The 16,319-nt window shown below is 48.5% G+C and carries 11 protein-coding genes; 3 read left to right on the forward strand and 8 right to left on the reverse strand.

Annotation, left to right across the window (positions count from 1 at the left end):
- Nucleotides 1-157: 157 nt before the first annotated feature.
- The 3 genes from AC1DCV_RS23980 to AC1DCV_RS23990 are packed head-to-tail and all read left to right on the forward strand — an operon-like array spanning nucleotide 158 to nucleotide 6,309.
- Entirely contained in the window at nucleotides 158-3,241 is a 3,084-nt protein-coding gene (locus tag AC1DCV_RS23980; protein WP_477025526.1) for a SusC/RagA family TonB-linked outer membrane protein, read from the forward strand.
- A gap of 27 nt (nucleotides 3,242-3,268) precedes the next feature.
- On the forward strand, nucleotides 3,269-5,074 hold the full coding sequence (locus tag AC1DCV_RS23985; RefSeq protein WP_477025527.1) for a RagB/SusD family nutrient uptake outer membrane protein: 1,806 nt from the start codon (nucleotides 3,269-3,271) through the stop codon (nucleotides 5,072-5,074).
- 59 nt (nucleotides 5,075-5,133) lie between these two features.
- Entirely contained in the window at nucleotides 5,134-6,309 is a 1,176-nt protein-coding gene (locus tag AC1DCV_RS23990; protein WP_477025528.1) for a hypothetical protein, read from the forward strand.
- A 60-nt stretch (nucleotides 6,310-6,369) separates the two neighbouring features.
- Here the strand turns inward: AC1DCV_RS23990 and fucP are convergent, their stop codons facing one another.
- The 8 genes from fucP to AC1DCV_RS24030 form a co-directional block, all read right to left on the reverse strand.
- Nucleotides 6,370-7,659, reverse strand: coding sequence for an L-fucose:H+ symporter permease (gene fucP, locus AC1DCV_RS23995; RefSeq protein WP_477025529.1), 1,290 nt, complete (start codon nucleotides 7,657-7,659; stop codon nucleotides 6,370-6,372).
- A 21-nt stretch (nucleotides 7,660-7,680) separates the two neighbouring features.
- Nucleotides 7,681-8,541: a fumarylacetoacetate hydrolase family protein gene (locus AC1DCV_RS24000; protein WP_477025530.1), complete on the reverse strand. Its 861-nt coding sequence runs from the start codon at nucleotides 8,539-8,541 to the stop codon at nucleotides 7,681-7,683.
- An 80-nt stretch (nucleotides 8,542-8,621) separates the two neighbouring features.
- Complete coding sequence (locus AC1DCV_RS24005; RefSeq protein ID WP_477025531.1) at nucleotides 8,622-9,854, reverse strand: DUF6786 family protein; 1,233 nt, start codon at nucleotides 9,852-9,854, stop codon at nucleotides 8,622-8,624.
- 103 nt (nucleotides 9,855-9,957) lie between these two features.
- Nucleotides 9,958-11,607, reverse strand: coding sequence for a UxaA family hydrolase (locus AC1DCV_RS24010; protein ID WP_477025532.1), 1,650 nt, complete (start codon nucleotides 11,605-11,607; stop codon nucleotides 9,958-9,960).
- Between the two features lie 32 nt (nucleotides 11,608-11,639).
- A complete protein-coding gene (locus tag AC1DCV_RS24015) occupies nucleotides 11,640-12,422 on the reverse strand; it encodes an L-fucose dehydrogenase (protein ID WP_477025533.1) in 783 nt (260 codons plus the stop codon).
- Between the two features lie 3 nt (nucleotides 12,423-12,425).
- Entirely contained in the window at nucleotides 12,426-13,988 is a 1,563-nt protein-coding gene (locus AC1DCV_RS24020; protein ID WP_477025534.1) for an aldehyde dehydrogenase (NADP(+)), read from the reverse strand.
- Between the two features lie 20 nt (nucleotides 13,989-14,008).
- Complete coding sequence (locus AC1DCV_RS24025; RefSeq protein ID WP_477025535.1) at nucleotides 14,009-15,148, reverse strand: glycoside hydrolase family 172 protein; 1,140 nt, start codon at nucleotides 15,146-15,148, stop codon at nucleotides 14,009-14,011.
- Between the two features lie 124 nt (nucleotides 15,149-15,272).
- Complete coding sequence (locus AC1DCV_RS24030; protein WP_477025536.1) at nucleotides 15,273-16,289, reverse strand: LacI family DNA-binding transcriptional regulator; 1,017 nt, start codon at nucleotides 16,287-16,289, stop codon at nucleotides 15,273-15,275.
- Nucleotides 16,290-16,319 lie beyond the last annotated feature (30 nt).

A 16,319-nucleotide genomic window follows, 5' to 3' on the forward strand; every position in this document is an offset into this window, starting at 1 on the left:
CGGGCGCAATATCCATCGCATCATTGCAGCAGCATCTCCGATAATAATTTACGCTTATACACAGACAGGCATTCATCATCAAATCGTCTTTAATTCCAGTTGCTTAAACGATTAAGGGTAACACCAGATTAAACCAATCACCAAAATCCACACGTTTATGAAAGCTTCCCTTCAAGGAAGGCCTCCCATGCCAGGATCTTTAAAAAAAAGATGTACAGGCTTCCTTTTCTTTTTTTTCATTTCGATCTATACCTTATCTGCACAAAAAGTGATTACCGGAAAAGTGACGGCGGCCGCAAAYGGTAAGCCGCTCGMAGAAGTGAATGTGATTGTAAAAGGTACACCGGTAGGMACGACTACCTATCCTGACGGCACCTATGCTATTAAAGTAGAAAAGAACGTAACGCTGGTATTTACTTATGTTGGCTATGAAACGCAGCAGATACCCGTGGAGGCACTGACGGAGCTGAATATAGCCATGAAACAACAATCCAGTACATTAGGAGATGTAGTGGTAGTAGGGTTTGGCAAGCAAAAGAAAATATCCGTGACCGGCGCTATCTCCAGCGTTCCGGTGAATAACCTGCAGCGGATTGCCACCCCTTCTTTATCTAACGCACTGGCAGGGAGTATGCCGGGAATTATTACCAGGCAAAGTTCCGGCGAACCCGGCTATGATGGCGCCGCCATTTTTATCCGCGGCTTCGGCACCTGGGCCAACAGCAGTCCACTCATCCTGGTAGACGGTGTAGAACGGGATATCAACAATCTGAATACCCAGGAAATTGAAAGTTTCTCTATCCTCAAAGATGCTTCTGCCACGGCGGTATACGGCGTGCGCGGCGCCAACGGCGTCATCCTCATTACCACCAAAAGAGGGAAGATCGGAAAACCACAGGTAGTATTCCGTACGGAAAATGCCAGCCTCGATGCCCTGCGCCTGCCCAATTATATTAACGGCGCCGAATATGCCGGCTTAATCAATGAAGCCCTCAACAATGATCATCTTCCCGTAAAATATACACCGGAAGAACTGCAGAAATTTAAAGACCATTCGGATCCTTATCTGTACCCCGATGTAGACTGGTCGGATGCGGTACTGAAGAAAAATACTTTTCAGAGCATCAACAACCTTAGCGTAACAGGTGGCAGCGAAATTATAAAGTATTATACCAACGTAGGCTATACGATTCTGAATGGTATTTATAAACAGGATCCTGCCAACGCTTATAAGACCAATGCACAAATGAAGCGTTATAACTTCCGGTCGAATGTAGACATCAATGTATCCAAAACAATCAGCCTGGAACTGGGCGTTGGCGGGGTTATTCAGCAGGGAAACTATCCGGGCACCCGCGCGCCTGATATTTTTGACGCACTGAAAATTACTTCTCCCATTAACTATCCAAAAGTAAATCCGGATGGATCTATTGCCGGCGCCTCCACCTCCTACCTGCAGAATAACCCCTGGGGACTCGTTACCCGTGCTGGTTACACGCGGCAGAACATGAATACTCTGCAAGGTACTTTCAGTGGTAAATGGGACCTGTCTTCACTCGTCACAGAAGGACTTTCTGTGCGGGGCATGTTCTCCTATGATCATTATTACTTTGCTTCCACAGAACGTAAAAAGCCTTATGCGATTCAGCAATACAGAGGAAAAGATAATAATGGCAATGATCTTTACGCAACAATAAGAGAAGAGCAACCCATGGGATACACGGTCATCAACAGGGCTAACCGTGCCATCTATACGGAGCTGGCAATTAACTATAACCGCAGCTTCGGCAGTCATAACGTAACCGGTATGATCCTCGGCAACCGCCGCGAATTTATAGACCTGACTGCCGGCACTACCATTAACAATCTTCCATATCGCCGGCAGGGGCTGGCCGGACGACTTACTTACAACTTTAAAAACCGCTATCTCGCGGAAGTGAATGCAGGTTACAACGGATCGGAAAATTTTCCGGAAGGGAAACAATATGGTTTCTTCCCATCTGTATCCGCCGGCTGGGTCATCAGCAATGAAAATTTCTGGCATATCAAAGCGATTTCCAACCTCAAAATCAGGGGATCTTACGGACAGGTGGGCAATGACCAGATCAGCATAGATCCAGCTGCCCGCCGCTTTTTATTTCTCACCACCATTAACCGCAACGGGCAATCTTACCTCTTCGGGGACAACCAACGCTTTTACCAGGGATTTGATGAAGCACAATTAGGTAATGATGATGTGACCTGGGAAGTGGCTACCAAGTCTAACCTGGGGATTGATCTTGAATTATTCGATGGTACAGTGACCCTGCAGGTAGATGGGTTTAAAGAAAACAGGAAAGGCATTTTAATTCAACGGGGTGTGATACCCAGGGCAACCGGTTACTATCCGTGGATCCTGCCATATGCCAACCTGGGAATGGCTAAAAACAGCGGTCTGGATGCGATGCTGGAAGTGAAACGAACTACGCACAGAGGGTTCTTTTATAGCCTCAGAGGTACGTTTACCTATGCCCGCAGCATCTGTACACAAAACGATGATCCTATCCCGAAATATGCATATCAGTCATTCGTAGGACAACCGATAGGTCAACCATTGGGACTGGTGGCATTAGGGTTTTTTAAAGACCAGACAGATATCGATAAAAGCCCCAGACAGAATTTTATGGAACAGGTAAAACCAGGCGATATTAAATACCAGGATACGAACGGCGATAACGTGATCGATGATTATGACCGCGTACCTATCGGCTATGCAAGAACGCCACAAATTGTATATGGCGCCGGCGCCAGCTTTGCATATAAAGGATTTGAACTGAGTGTGTTTTTCACGGGCGCAGCTAAAGCCAGTCTCTTTGTAGACGGACCTTCTATGTATGCTTTCCAGATGGGCCTGGGCACATTTAATATTTTACATGAATACTATGATAACCGCTGGACACCGGAAAATCCAAATGCCAAATATCCCCGGGTGTCGCCTTTGCAAAATCCGAATAACAACCGGACCTCTACCATGTTCCTGCAAAATGCGAGTTACGTGCGGTTGAAAAGTGCGGAAGTAGCCTACAACATTCACCTGAAACATGGCAGCAGACCCGGACTGGAAGGCATACGACTATTTATAAACGGTTATAACCTGATCACCTGGGATAAGGTAAAAGCGATAGACCCTGAATCAGAATATGGTACAGGCGGATATCCTTTACAACGCAGCGTAAACTTCGGTACCCAACTCACGTTTTAATCAATGCTCAATTTTCAAACCTGACAGATGAAAAAAATATTTCCAGCAATAAAGAAGCAGATCGGCATCCTTTTATTGGGATTGCTGGTGCTGTTAGTGCCATCCTGCACAAAAGATTATCTGAAAAAAGCACCGGACGAAGACCTGGATATCAAAAAAGTTTTTTCCGAAAGAAAGTTTGCAGAATCCTTTTTGACATCTGCCTATAATAATATTCCGGTGATGCTGGGAGCAGCAGACTGGGACCAGCGTAATCCCTTTACCGGCGCCAGTGATGAAATGGAAATCACCTTTTTGGGAGCGTACTCCCATATGTTAAACTCCGGCGCCTGGAGTGCCAATGACTACTATCCGGATATCTGGGGATTTATGTATGAAGGCATCCGCAAAACAAATATCTTCCTGGAGAATGTAGCGCTGGTGCCTATGCCGGAGGAAGACCGGAAGAAGTGGATCGGAGAAGCTACTTTTTTAAGAGCCTTCTTTCACTTTATGCTGGCCCGCATTTATGGGCCGATGCCGATCGGTGATCATGCATATACGCTCACAGAAGACTATAGGAAAATACGCCGGCAGCCTATAGATAAAGTCATCGGTTTTATTGTGGCAGAATGCGATAAGGCGGCGGGGCTGCTGGACTGGACAGTGACTCCCGACAAATACGGCCGGGTAACCAAAGCCGCTGCGCTGGCGTTGAAAGCACAGGCCCTGCTGTATATGGCGAGCCCTTTATGGAATGGTAACCCCGATTACATGGGGTTGAAAGACAAGGAAGGCATCGCTCTTTTTCCGGCTTTTGATAAAGAGAGATGGAGACAGGCAGCTACAGCCGCCAAAGCATGTATCGATGGCGCAGAAGCCAACGGCTATAAATTGTATCGCTCGGCTTCCAACGATCCGGTAAGAAATTACCAGGAAGTATTTATTGAACGCAACAATGCAGAAGTATTATTTGCCCGCAATGCCGGTGAACACTCCCACTTTGAGCGCTGCAGCAATCCAATCGGTTTTGGTGGCTACTCCATTTTTTGCCCCACACAGGAGCTGATAGATGACTATGAAATGGACAATGGACAACGGCCCATTACCGGGTATAACGCCGATGGCTCGCCGGTGATCAATACTGCCTCGGGCTATTTGGAAACGGGCTATGCGGCGGCTAATCATCCTAATAATTATTACCCGGCAGGTGTGCGTAATATGTACGTGAAACGGGAACCGCGTTTTTATGCCAGCATCAATTTTAACGGCGCCATCTGGAAAAATCGCGGCATACAATTCTGGAATGAAGGGCTGGATGGCAGAAAGAGAGCAGGTTCTGATTATTGTATCTCCGGTTACCTGATGAAGAAAATGGTCAACCCTACTTCCGACATCTTCCAAAACAGGTTTTCTTTAAATACCTGGATCTATTACCGCGTAGGCGAGGAATATCTCAATTATGCAGAAGCACTGAATGAAGCAGATGGGCCAGTGGCAGATGTATACAAATATATCAACGCCATCCGTGACCGCTCAGGGTTGCCGGCATTGCCTTCCGGCTTATCCCAGATAGATATGCGGGAACGCATTCATCATGAACGCCGCATAGAACTGGCTTTTGAAGCACATCGTTACTTTGATACCCATCGATGGAAAATCGCCGGGAATATTGATAATAAAGAAATTCACGGTATGAATATAGGCGCCGGCGCCTCGCTCAATGATGACAACTTTTATAAAAGAACAGTGATAGAAAGGCGCGTGTTTGTAGCTCCTAAGCATTACCTGTGGCCAATACAACAAGCAGAAATAAATAAAAATCCAAACCTGGTACAAAATCCCGGTTGGTGATTTTTTCTATTAAGGTTATATTAACGGTAACAAACCAGTGGCCGATAAAGTAAAGCAGGATGAACAGATTTTGTAAGAAGATAACCGCCATGAAATGGTATCATATCAACGGGCAACGCAAATGTGTTTTTACCATAGGCGTTGCCGTTAGTATACTATTATGGCCGGCATGGACGGTAGGACAAAAGCCATCCGTAACAACTACATCTACTGAATGGATCCGGCCTGATAATGCTGGCAGTCCTCCGGTATGGGGTATCCGGAACGGCATTGTGGTGGGGCTATGGCCTGCGGCCATAGAAAACCCCAGACCAGGCAATGATGGTGGTCCACGTGGATTATTGCGGATAGGCTATGAATGGCAACACATCGTTTATCACATTAACTATATCGCCATAGAACCGGTGGTAAATGGACAGATGGAGTTCAGTGAAGTGTCTCCCTCACAGGTAGATGGTAAATGGGGCAAGCTGATGTGGACTGGTGAAACGTCGGATCCGGGAAGGTTTTTAGCGAGTGCCGGCACCCGCGGAATAATTGTGTCAGATACCATGAGCGTAGTAGCACCCGATCCGCAGCATCCGGAAAAAACTATTTTATATCTGTATGTTTTTATGGAGAAATTCCTGAACGGGGCGCATCCTTATCTCCGCCTTAGTATCCGTAGTGCTCAACCGGAGGAATTATGCATAGAAGTATTTCAGCAGCCGGGAAGCGCTCCCATGCAGCGTTGTGGGGTGACGGCTACTATGGGGAATTATTCCAGGTTGAGGAATTTATACCTGAAAGATAAGGTAGTCAATGCAAGAACATTATATGCCGGTTACAAGGATATTGATTTTGTTGAAAAAGTAGCTTACCCCGTGCAGCAGATGTTACATAACAAAAGTGGTGATTTTATAGTAATGGCGCAACCGGACGAAACATTGAATGAACTCTCTGCGTGGCCAGAAACAGCTGCTTATACTGCCAGGTGGGGCTGGCGTTATCGTCCTTTCTATAAGCTCACACAATACTGGCGGGTAGCCGCTCATGAGGCGGATACTTCGTTGCAGGTGCGGGTGAACGGCAGGGCAAAATATTGGGGTGGAGGTAGCCGGAATCCGGCTGACTATATCGATATTCCAGGCGGGCCATCTTTCGAAAATTTTGAACTGAGGGAACAATATCGTCCGGGGCAGCAAATCTATTTTGGACTTACACGTAAAACAATACAGCAATTGCTATCGGAATAGCGGCTTGAAATTTCTGCTATAGAAATGGTTGCGGGAACTCACCCGCAGCCATTTCTATTACTATCTGATCACTTTTAATACCGGCAGTGCATGTCGCCATGCATAATAACCCACTACAGCAAAACAAATCAATGGAACGGTATAGCCCAGCTGCACATTGCTGTAGTACGTAATGGCGCCCAGTCCCAGCGGTATCAGCGCTCCGCCAACAATAGACATCACCAGGAAAGCAGATCCGGATTTCGTTTCATTGCCAAGGTCGCGGATGGCCAGCGAGAAAATAGTCGGGAACATAATCGACATAAAGAATTCAACGCCGAGTAAGCAATAGACACCTGGTCTTCCGCCAATGCCTACGCAATAGCATAACAATAATACACAGGCCACACTGTAAAACAACAGTAGCTGACGGGGGGCTATTTTCCGCATGAGCAGCGTTCCTGCATACCGTCCTACCATAAAACAGAGTAACAGCAATCCCAGGAAAGTAGTGGCTTCTTTTTCCGGCATATGCCCGCTATGTCCTGCATAACGGATAAAGAAGCTGGAGATACACACCTGTGCACCTACATAGGCAAATTGTGCGATCACGCCCCAGCGAAAATGTATATGCCGGAATACACGAAAGTTGATGCTAAGTCCATCGCTGTGTTCTTCCTGTATTTTAGGGAAATGTACGATCATAAACAGGATAGCAGTAAGCACCAGTACTCCAGCTATAGCGAGATAAGGTACCTGCACGGAGCGGGCTTCCGATAACAGGTAATTATTGAGTACATCCGGCGACATACTGCTGAGTTGTTCATGCGTAAACTCCTTTCCGGAAAGAATCACTTTACTGAGAAAAAATGCGGCGACGAATGCACCGAGTCCATTGAATGCCTGTGCAAAGTTGAGTCGCTGCACCGATGTTTCCGGTGTACCCATAATGGTGATATATGGATTGGCGGCGGTTTCCAGGAAGGTCATGCCGGCAGCTACCAGGAACAAGGCAAAAAGAAACAATCCAAAAGAGCGCAATTCTGCGGCGGGAAAGAATAATATTGCGCCGGCCGCAGCGATCAGCAAACCGGTAATGATACCTGTTTTATAGCTCCACTTACGCATTACCCAGGCGGCGGGCAATGCAAAAAAGAAATAGCTGATCCAGTAAGCTGCGTCAATGAAGGCCGACTGGAAATCGTTTAGCTGGCAGGCTTTTCTCAGATGGGGGATGAGTACAGGAATGAGGTTGCCGGTGAGCGCCCATAAAAAGAAAAGGCTGATAATGAGTATGGAGGCGACTTTCAGTTGACTGCTGCTGGAAGGGGGCGAGGACGCCCCTTTCTTTATGTCGATAGTGGAATTCATAAAAGGTGGTTTTATGGTGGGCTATAAACGACAGGTCTGTACCTCGTTGATCAACTGGCCAATATGATCTATGCTGATTTCTACACGGTCGTTGTCCTGCAGGGTGAAGCCATTATCCGGAACGAGGCAGGTGCCTGTCATCAGGTAACAACCATCCGGGAAAGCACAACCTTTGTAAAGAAAGTTCACCAGTTCCTGGTGACTGCGTTTCATCTGGCTGATAGGTACGCTGTCGGAGTATTGCTCCTGATCATTGCGGTAAATCGACATGCTGATCACGGTATCTTGTGGAATGGGTGCATCCGGTACCATGAGACAGGGGCCCAGTCCGGCGCATTTCTCATATACTTTTGCCTGCGGCAGATACAGTGGATTTTCTCCTTCTATGCTACGGGAGCTCATATCGTTGCCAATGGTATAACCTTCAATCGTTCCCTGGCTGCTGATAAATAAAGTCAGCTCCGGTTCCGGTACATCCCAGGTGGAGTCTTCGCGGATGAACAGGATTTGTCCATGTCCGGATACGCGGTGTGGTGTAGCTTTAAAGAAGAGTTCCGGTCTTTCTGCCACATACACTTTATCATAGAAGGTAGCACCGCCGGATACTTCAGATTCTTCCATCCTGGCAGTACGACTGCGGTAATAAGTAACCCCGGCTGCCCATACTTCCTGTGCGCCGATAGGCGCCAGCAGATCGCCTGCCAGCAGTTGCTCCGCTATGGTATTCGGAACTGGTGTTTTCCCTTTTATATCGGCCTTTACATAATCAAATAGCCCGGACCTGTTTACATAACTGTTCCAGTTGGCGGCCACTGTGTAATAATGATCCTGGTAGGCAACCAGTAAAGCGGCAGCGGTTTTATAAATGCGGATGATCTCCATATTGATTTATTTGGTAATGAAGAAATGTGGTATTGTTGTCGGGTTTATTTATTGTTGGCACCATGTGTTAGTTCTCACGTTTATTTTTTAGCAAGAAATTGTGCTACATCTTTCAGCGGCAGTTGCCACAACTGTGCAGCCATGGCCTGCAGTGCCTGGGCATCGCCTTCAAAGTGCATGGTCACCTGCCGGTAGCGGAGCGTTTCACCTGGTTTCAGAGCACGTGCATCTGAGGAAGATTCTACTTCATAGAACGGCCCCATTTGTGTACCATCGGCGAGTGGTCCGTCGTTATAGCAATTCACCGCATCGCCTTTGAAGGGTTCTTTTTGCAGCTCCCATTTTGAATTGACATAACGGCCCTGCGGAACAACTTCGTAGAGGAGCACGGTGAGGGTATTATTTTGCAGGTCTATACTACCGGCGCCTCTTTTTGCCACCAATGGAGACAGTCCCAGTTTTCCGCGTGATTTACCATCTGCACGGAATAGTAACAGGCTATCTTTTATCAATAAATTTTGCGCGGGAATTTTACCAAAATAATCATCGGTAATATGATTCTTTGCATCGGGAATATGCTGGAAAGGCGCAATAATAGCGGTTTGGTCGGATGGTTTGAACATGCCCAGCAGCCAGATGCTCAGCAGTCCGTTTTGTTCCTGCCAGGCGCTGTCGCCGCTGTTGGTGACCGCATTATCTGTTTCATACGCCACGCTTTTAACACCTGCTGGTAATGTAAATCCAAGGCGGGTAGTAATATCGCTGTTGCCCAGCAGGCGGATGGTTCTGCTGATCTGTAATTTAAAGGTGCTGCCTTTATAATTTTGCAGGCTACCTTCCTGCTGATAGGTGATGGCGGTATCAGATTGTGCAGTCACCGCATAATGTGCAGTGTCTATCAGTCCGGGTGTTTGCCAGTTGGCGAAATCAAATGTTTTTCCCGGCGGGAAAAACAGTGCATATTGACCGCCTTCAGGGCCCATCCAGAAGCGTTCTTCTCCACCAAATGCATTGATATGTGGTGCGAATTTTTGTGATGCTACGAGGTCGTAATTAATCCAGCCAAAACTTTTACCGGCACTGCCACCGGTGGTGCTGGTCATTACCCGTGCCTGATAATCGCCCGTTACCACCAGGCCGCTGCTATCGCCGGCATGTTTTAATACGACTACATTTTTTAAATGCTGCTGTAGAAAAGCAACGTCTTCACCAAAGTTGACAGGCTTCATATGGTTTTGTTCATGCGTGGTTCCGCCGCCGTTACATGCGGCAAGCCCCGCAGCCAGACAACCGGAAAGGAGAATAGATTTCATATCGATGGAATTGAAATGATAAATAATAGTTGATAAAAAGTAAAAATCCCTCCGCACCAATCCCTCCGCTTTAATCTAAAAGCTAACCGCTAAAAGCTAACAGCTAAAGCGATATTCCCCGCTTCCAGGGGATAAAATCATCTTGTCCGAGCTGTTGTGCCTTTGTGCTGTAATGCCCGCTGGCGGTGGCGATCACGAGTTCAAAAATATTGGCTGCCGCTTCATCAATAGATACATCGCCGCTGATAATAGCACCGGTATCGAGATCTATAATATCGGGCATTTTCGCAGCGAGTTTACTGTTGGTAGATAATTTAATCACGGGTGTTACCGGGTTACCGGTTGGCGTACCGAGGCCGGTAGTAAACAACACTACGTTGGCGCCGGCGCCCACTTCTGCGGTGGTAGATTCTACATCGCTGCCAGGTGTGCATAATAATGCGAGACCAGGACGTTGTACCCAGCCGGGATAATCAATCACATCTGTTACCGGTGAGGAGCCGCCTTTTTTGGCGGCGCCGGCAGATTTAATCGCGTCGGTAATTAATCCATCGCGGATATTGCCGGCAGAAGGGTTGGAGTCGAATCCGGAACCTACCGCTTCGGCGCTGCTGGCGTAGTCGCGCATCAGTTGTACATAGCGCGCGGCTAGTTCTTCATCTACGCAGCGATCGCTCAGTTCCTGTTCTACGCCGCATAGTTCCGGAAATTCAGAGAGGATCACGGAGCCACCGAGGGCCACCAGGATATCGGCTACACGGCCTACCGCGGGATTGGCAGAAATACCGGAGAATCCATCGGAGCCGCCGCATTCCATGCCAATGCATAATTTGCTGAGTGGGGCAGACTGCCTTTGCAGCGTGTTGGCTTTCGCTAATCCTTCAAATGTTTTTTGGATCGCTTCCGTCATCAGTATTTTTTCGGAACCGGTTTGTTGTTGTTCCAGGTAGATCACTGTTCTGTCGAATCCGGGTACACGTTTTTCTATTTCTTCTTTCAGCATATCTATCTGCGCATTCTGGCAGCCCAGGCTCAGCACCGTGGCTCCTGCCACATTGGGATGCGTAATATAGCCGGCCAGCAGTCCGCAAAGCGTACGTGCGTCCTGTTTAGTACCGCCGCAGCCCATGGTATGCGTGAGTAGTTTGATACCATCGATGTTGGGAAAAGTGCGCCCCTGCACCGTGATGCCTTCGCCATTTTCCGCTGTGGCGATATGGCTGCTGGTATGGCCTTGCCGGAAGTCCTGCAACAGTTGCTGCAACATGGCTTCGTAGGTGTGCTGCCTGCGGTAGCCCAGTTCTTTTACCAGCACTTCATGTAATAGCTGCACATTCCTGTTTTCACAAAATACCAGTGGGATGATCACCCAGTAGTTGCCGGTGCCTACGCGACCATCTGTGCGGTGATAACCTTCAAAGGTGCGGTTTTTCCAGGGAGATGTATCTGGCGCCGTCCATGCGTTGTGCCGTTCTCCGCTCACGGCAAACTGGCCGGAGGCATGGCGGATATTTTTGGTGGTGATGAGTTCTCCGGCAGGAATATCATCGTTGGCGATGCCTACCAATACGCCGTACATCATCACCGGACTATCTTTTGGAAGCTGATGGGCAGCTATTTTATGTTTGGCTTCAATATTACGTACAGCCGTTACCGTTTCACCACCGCATTCTACGCGGGTGCCGGCAGGAATATCCTGCAGTGCTACCCATACATTATCACCGGGGTGGATCTTTAAAGTTGTCTGTTTCATGGTCGTTAGCATAAAGTAAGAAGAGCGAAAGGTTATAGCAGCGATCGGTCCAGGTGTACATAGCCGCCGTCTACATGGATGAGTTGCCCGGTAGTATGACTGGATTTTTCTGACAACAGGAATACGGCCATCTGTGCAATTTCTTCCGGGGTGGTCATGCGTTTTTCCAGTGGGATACGTTCCACGATGCTGGCCAGTTTTGCGTCTTTATCTTCGAAGGTGTTGATCCAGCTTTCGTATAAAGGTGTCCAGGATTCCGCTACTACAATGGCATTTACCCGGATGCTGAAGGGGAGGAGTTCTACCGCCCATTCGCGGGTGAGTGCGTTGCGGCCTCCGTTGGCAGCAGCATAGGCAGAGGTGTTGCCTTGTCCGGTTTCTGCGGTTTTGGAAGTGATGTTTACAATAGCGCCTTTGCTGGATTTCAGGAAGGGCAGTGCATGATGTGTTACCAGGTAATAGTGTACCAGGTTGCGATGCAATGATTGCATAAATCCTTCGTAGGAACCGGTTTCCAGTCCTACACCGTCATTGATGCCGGCATTGTTTATGAGTCCGTCTATCCGGCCGAATTGCGCGGTAACTTCCTCCACTGCCTGTTTGCAGGCAGCGGGGTCGGTGAGTTCGGCGATGACATGTGCGCCTTTTCCGCCGGCACTGTGGATGTGGGCCAGTTGCAGGAGGTTGTCTTCCCCGCTTCTGCCAATGATGACTGGTATAGCGCCTTCGGCGGCGAGCACGGAAGTAATGGCGGCACCGATACCTTTGGCACCACCGGTTACTATAATGATTTTATCTTTTAAGCCCAGGTCCATAATTTACTTTTGTGTGTTTGAAAATTCACCATTTACCAGTCGCCAGATGTGCATAGGATTATGATCCTGTAGTTCCGGTGGCAACAGGTAGGCCGGGAAATCCTGGAAACATACCGGCCGGCAGAAGCGGTACATGGCGGCAGTACCTACGGAGGAGCCGGCAGCAGGGGTGGCAGCAGGCCAGGGACCGCCATGCACCATGGCATGGTTAACGGCCACGCCTGTAGGAAAACCGTTGATGATGATCCTGCCTGCTTTTTCTCTCAGGATATCAATGAGACCGGCATGCTCCTGCAGGTCTTCTTCCGTACCGTGAATGGTAGCGGTGAGCTGACCTTCGAGTCTGCGTGCCAGGGCATATACTTCTTCTATACTACCTGCCTGAATATGCAGGGATGCCGGACCAAATACTTCCTGGCAGATAGCAGGCGTTTCCAGCGCTTTGGCAGCCGTTACCTGCAGCAGGTAAGGGGTGGCCTGTTCGGGCGCAGGATGGGCCGCGCCCAGTACGGCAACGCCTTCCCGCTGTAGCCAATCGATGCCTTGCTGGTAGGCATGTAAAATACCGGGGGTAAGCATATGTCCGCCGCTCATACCGTCAATACCTTGTTGCAGGGTGCTGATAAACGCAGCAGCCGTTTCTACGGATGGCGTGATAAACATGCCGGGATTGGTACAAAACTGTCCAACGCCAAGGGTTATGGATTGCAGCAGCTGCATGGCCAGCGCGGATCCTTTCTCCCGTAATATGCCCGGTAGAAAAAACACCGGGTTAACGCTGCCCATTTCTGCATATACCGGTATAGGCACCGCTCTGCGTGTAGCCGTGTCGTATAGTGCCTTACCGCCTTTGAAAGAACCGGTAAATGCAATGGCCGATACAAGTGGATGCGCTGCCAGGTATTGGCCGGTTTCATGCGAGGTGCCGTGTACCATGGAGAATACGCCTTCCGGCATTTGTGTGCGCATCACCGCTTTACGGATGGCGGTAGCAACCAGGTACGAGGTATGCGGGTGTGCGGGATGTGCTTTGAATACAACCGGACAACCAGCGGCCAGTGCAGCAGCCGTGTCGCCACCAGCGACGGAAAATGCCAGCGGAAAATTGCTGGCGCCGAAGATGCCGATGACGCCCAGGGGAATCTGCATTTGCCGTACATCGGGTGTGCCCGTGTTGATACGTGCATTTACCCAGGAGCCTTCTTTGATGGTGTTGGCAAACAACCGCAACTGCCCGGTGGTGCGATCTCTTTCTCCCTGTAGCCTCGGCAGCGACAGACCGCTTTCCGCCGAGGCCACGTTGATTAATTCATCTCCCAGGGAAACAATATCATCTGCAATAGCATGCAGAAAAGCAGCCCGTTGTGCAGGCGTAGTTTTTTTATAGGTAATAAATGCTTTGGCCGCCATGGTTAAAGCGGTATCTATTTCCCCGGTGGTCGCCTCCCTGAATTCCTGGGGCAACCACTGTTGCTGCACCGGATCAAATGCCCGGAATAAGTGATCGCCTTCTCCGGAAAAATTATTTCCTATCAACTGTAATCCTGTTAACAATGCTCGACTCATCTTGTTGGTAATTTTAGTGGTCAGTTTACTTCCAGCTCATTCATAGATGGTAACTTGGGGAAAGGGGCATGTGGTTCGCGCTGATACCAGAACACAACGCTGCTGATATCCGATTGCTGTGGCAGATAACGGCCACCACTGCGCCAGCCCAGATCCTGTATCGTCACTTTCAGTTCTTTTTCAAAACGGATGGGATCCATAATATGCCAGCGGTACAAGCCAAAGCGTTGCTGCGATTTATATAATCCATCGGGGCGGATCACCTGGTGCAGACCGGTATAAGGGGTAGAGAATTCTGCATAACGGCCTTTGTGATCGAAGTTATAGGAGCCGCAGAAATAATCTTCCGTACCGGTACCGCAAATAGTAGGAAACTTACCGTCACCATCCATAAAGAATTTTATTTCTCCTTCGCCCCACCAGCCGTTGTTATTAACGCCCCAGGCCAGGTAGGTACCCACGTATTGTCCCTGTCCTTTAACGCCGTCCAACATCGTGAAAGACGCATCTTTCACAGGGTTGTTGCGGCGGAACTGAGCATGAAAATAACCGGCATCCTCTGGTACAGTGGTCAGCGTATAGTCGACCTGGTAGTACAGGGTCATTTTTTCTGTATTAATATTTTCCATGGTGATTCTGCACTTCTTCCGGAAAGGCATAGCCCAGTAGCAGTTGAAGGCGCTGCCGGGATTTACGCATACCGCGAGAGAACTGAGGGGAGCATATTCGCCCCAGCCCATGCCGAAGAAATCACCTACCGGTACTTCTACAGAAGGAGTGGTTTCATCATCCCAGTAGAAGCGGAGGATGGAGTAGCGCCAGTTGCCGGTGGGCGTCATCCATATATGCTGTATGGCGCCGGGGCCGGTTATTTCAGCCAGCGTTACTGTTTTACCGGGTTCAATAAAAATATAAGGGTTTACTTTCCAGCCCTGACCCAGGTCCCTGGCGGCGCCGCGGGCGTTGCCCTGATCGAGTGTGGCCATGCCTCCTTTGCCGGGTTCGCCGGTAAGGTTCTCCGGACTGATAGAGCGTGTTTTCGCATTAGAGAGACGAAAAAGATTTCCCATGTTCATGTCTAATCCATTAAAGGATTGTTGTGCGTAGGTGGCCCAGCTGAGACAGGCAGATAAAGATAGCAGCAGCAGTTTTTTCATCATGTGTGGATTGATTTAGCTGTTAGCAGTTAGCGTTTAGCTTTTAGTTAATCAATGCTTTAACGTTTAAGCATTTGTGTAAAAATAACAGGCATCTTATGCAATGGTGTGTAGAGGATAACCGCTGTTAGCGGCTACCACAGGACTTTCTGACCACCAGCGCCGTATCGATGCAAATATGTTCGATCTCTTTTTTATTGTCTTTGATTTCTTCCAGCAGCACACGTACCGCTGCTTTTCCCATTTCCAGGATGGGCTGCCGTACAAACGTAACGGGTGAGTAAAACAGGTCAAGTGCTTCTCCTTCATCGAAGGTGATCACAGCCAGTTGATCGGGAATGTGTATGCCCAATGAGTTAATATATTTCAATCCCTCCATGGCGAGGCTGTTGGTCGCAAAAAAAACAGCATCGGCCGGGTGACGGCCACTGAGCAGTTGATCGATCGATACTTTAATATCTTCTTTCAGATGTGAATACCTTGCTGATTTCAGCAACGTATTCCCTGTCATATGATACGCCTGCAATGCTTCTTTATAACCACGTTTTCTTTCACTGATATGATGCAGGGTTGTTTTATAGGCCACCATGCCAATGCGTTTCCTGCCCATCTTCAACAGGTGCGATACCGCATTGTACGCCGCTTCATAATTATTCACGGCAATATGACTGGCTTCAATCTCCGGAAAGAAACGGTCAATCAGCACAAAGGGCACTTTCTGCGCTTTCAGTTGGTTGATCTGTTCTTCCGACCCCTCCGTAGGCGTAATGATTAATCCATCCACCTGCCGGTTTAATAATACATTAATAAGGTCCCTGGATTTATCCACGTTTTCATCCGAGCTGCCAAAGATCACCGTATAATTATTACGCTTGGCTTCATCTTCTATAGTACGGGCAATGTTGGCAAAGAAAGGGTTCGAAATATCGGCTACAATCAATCCTATGGTGAAAGACCGGCCACTTTTTAAACTACGGGCAATATGATTGGGCTGATAGTTCAGCTTGCGCGCTATCTCCCGGATCTTTTTGGCGATTTCTTCCCCAACCCTGGCTTCTTTCTCTTTATTCGTCAGCACATAGGATACCAGTGCCGTGGACACACCTGCTTCTGTAGCGATATCTTTCAGCGAGACCTTCTTCATTTCTTAAAAATATGCTTAAACGTTTAAGTA

The organism is Chitinophaga sp. 10T418 (genome assembly GCF_056394125.1).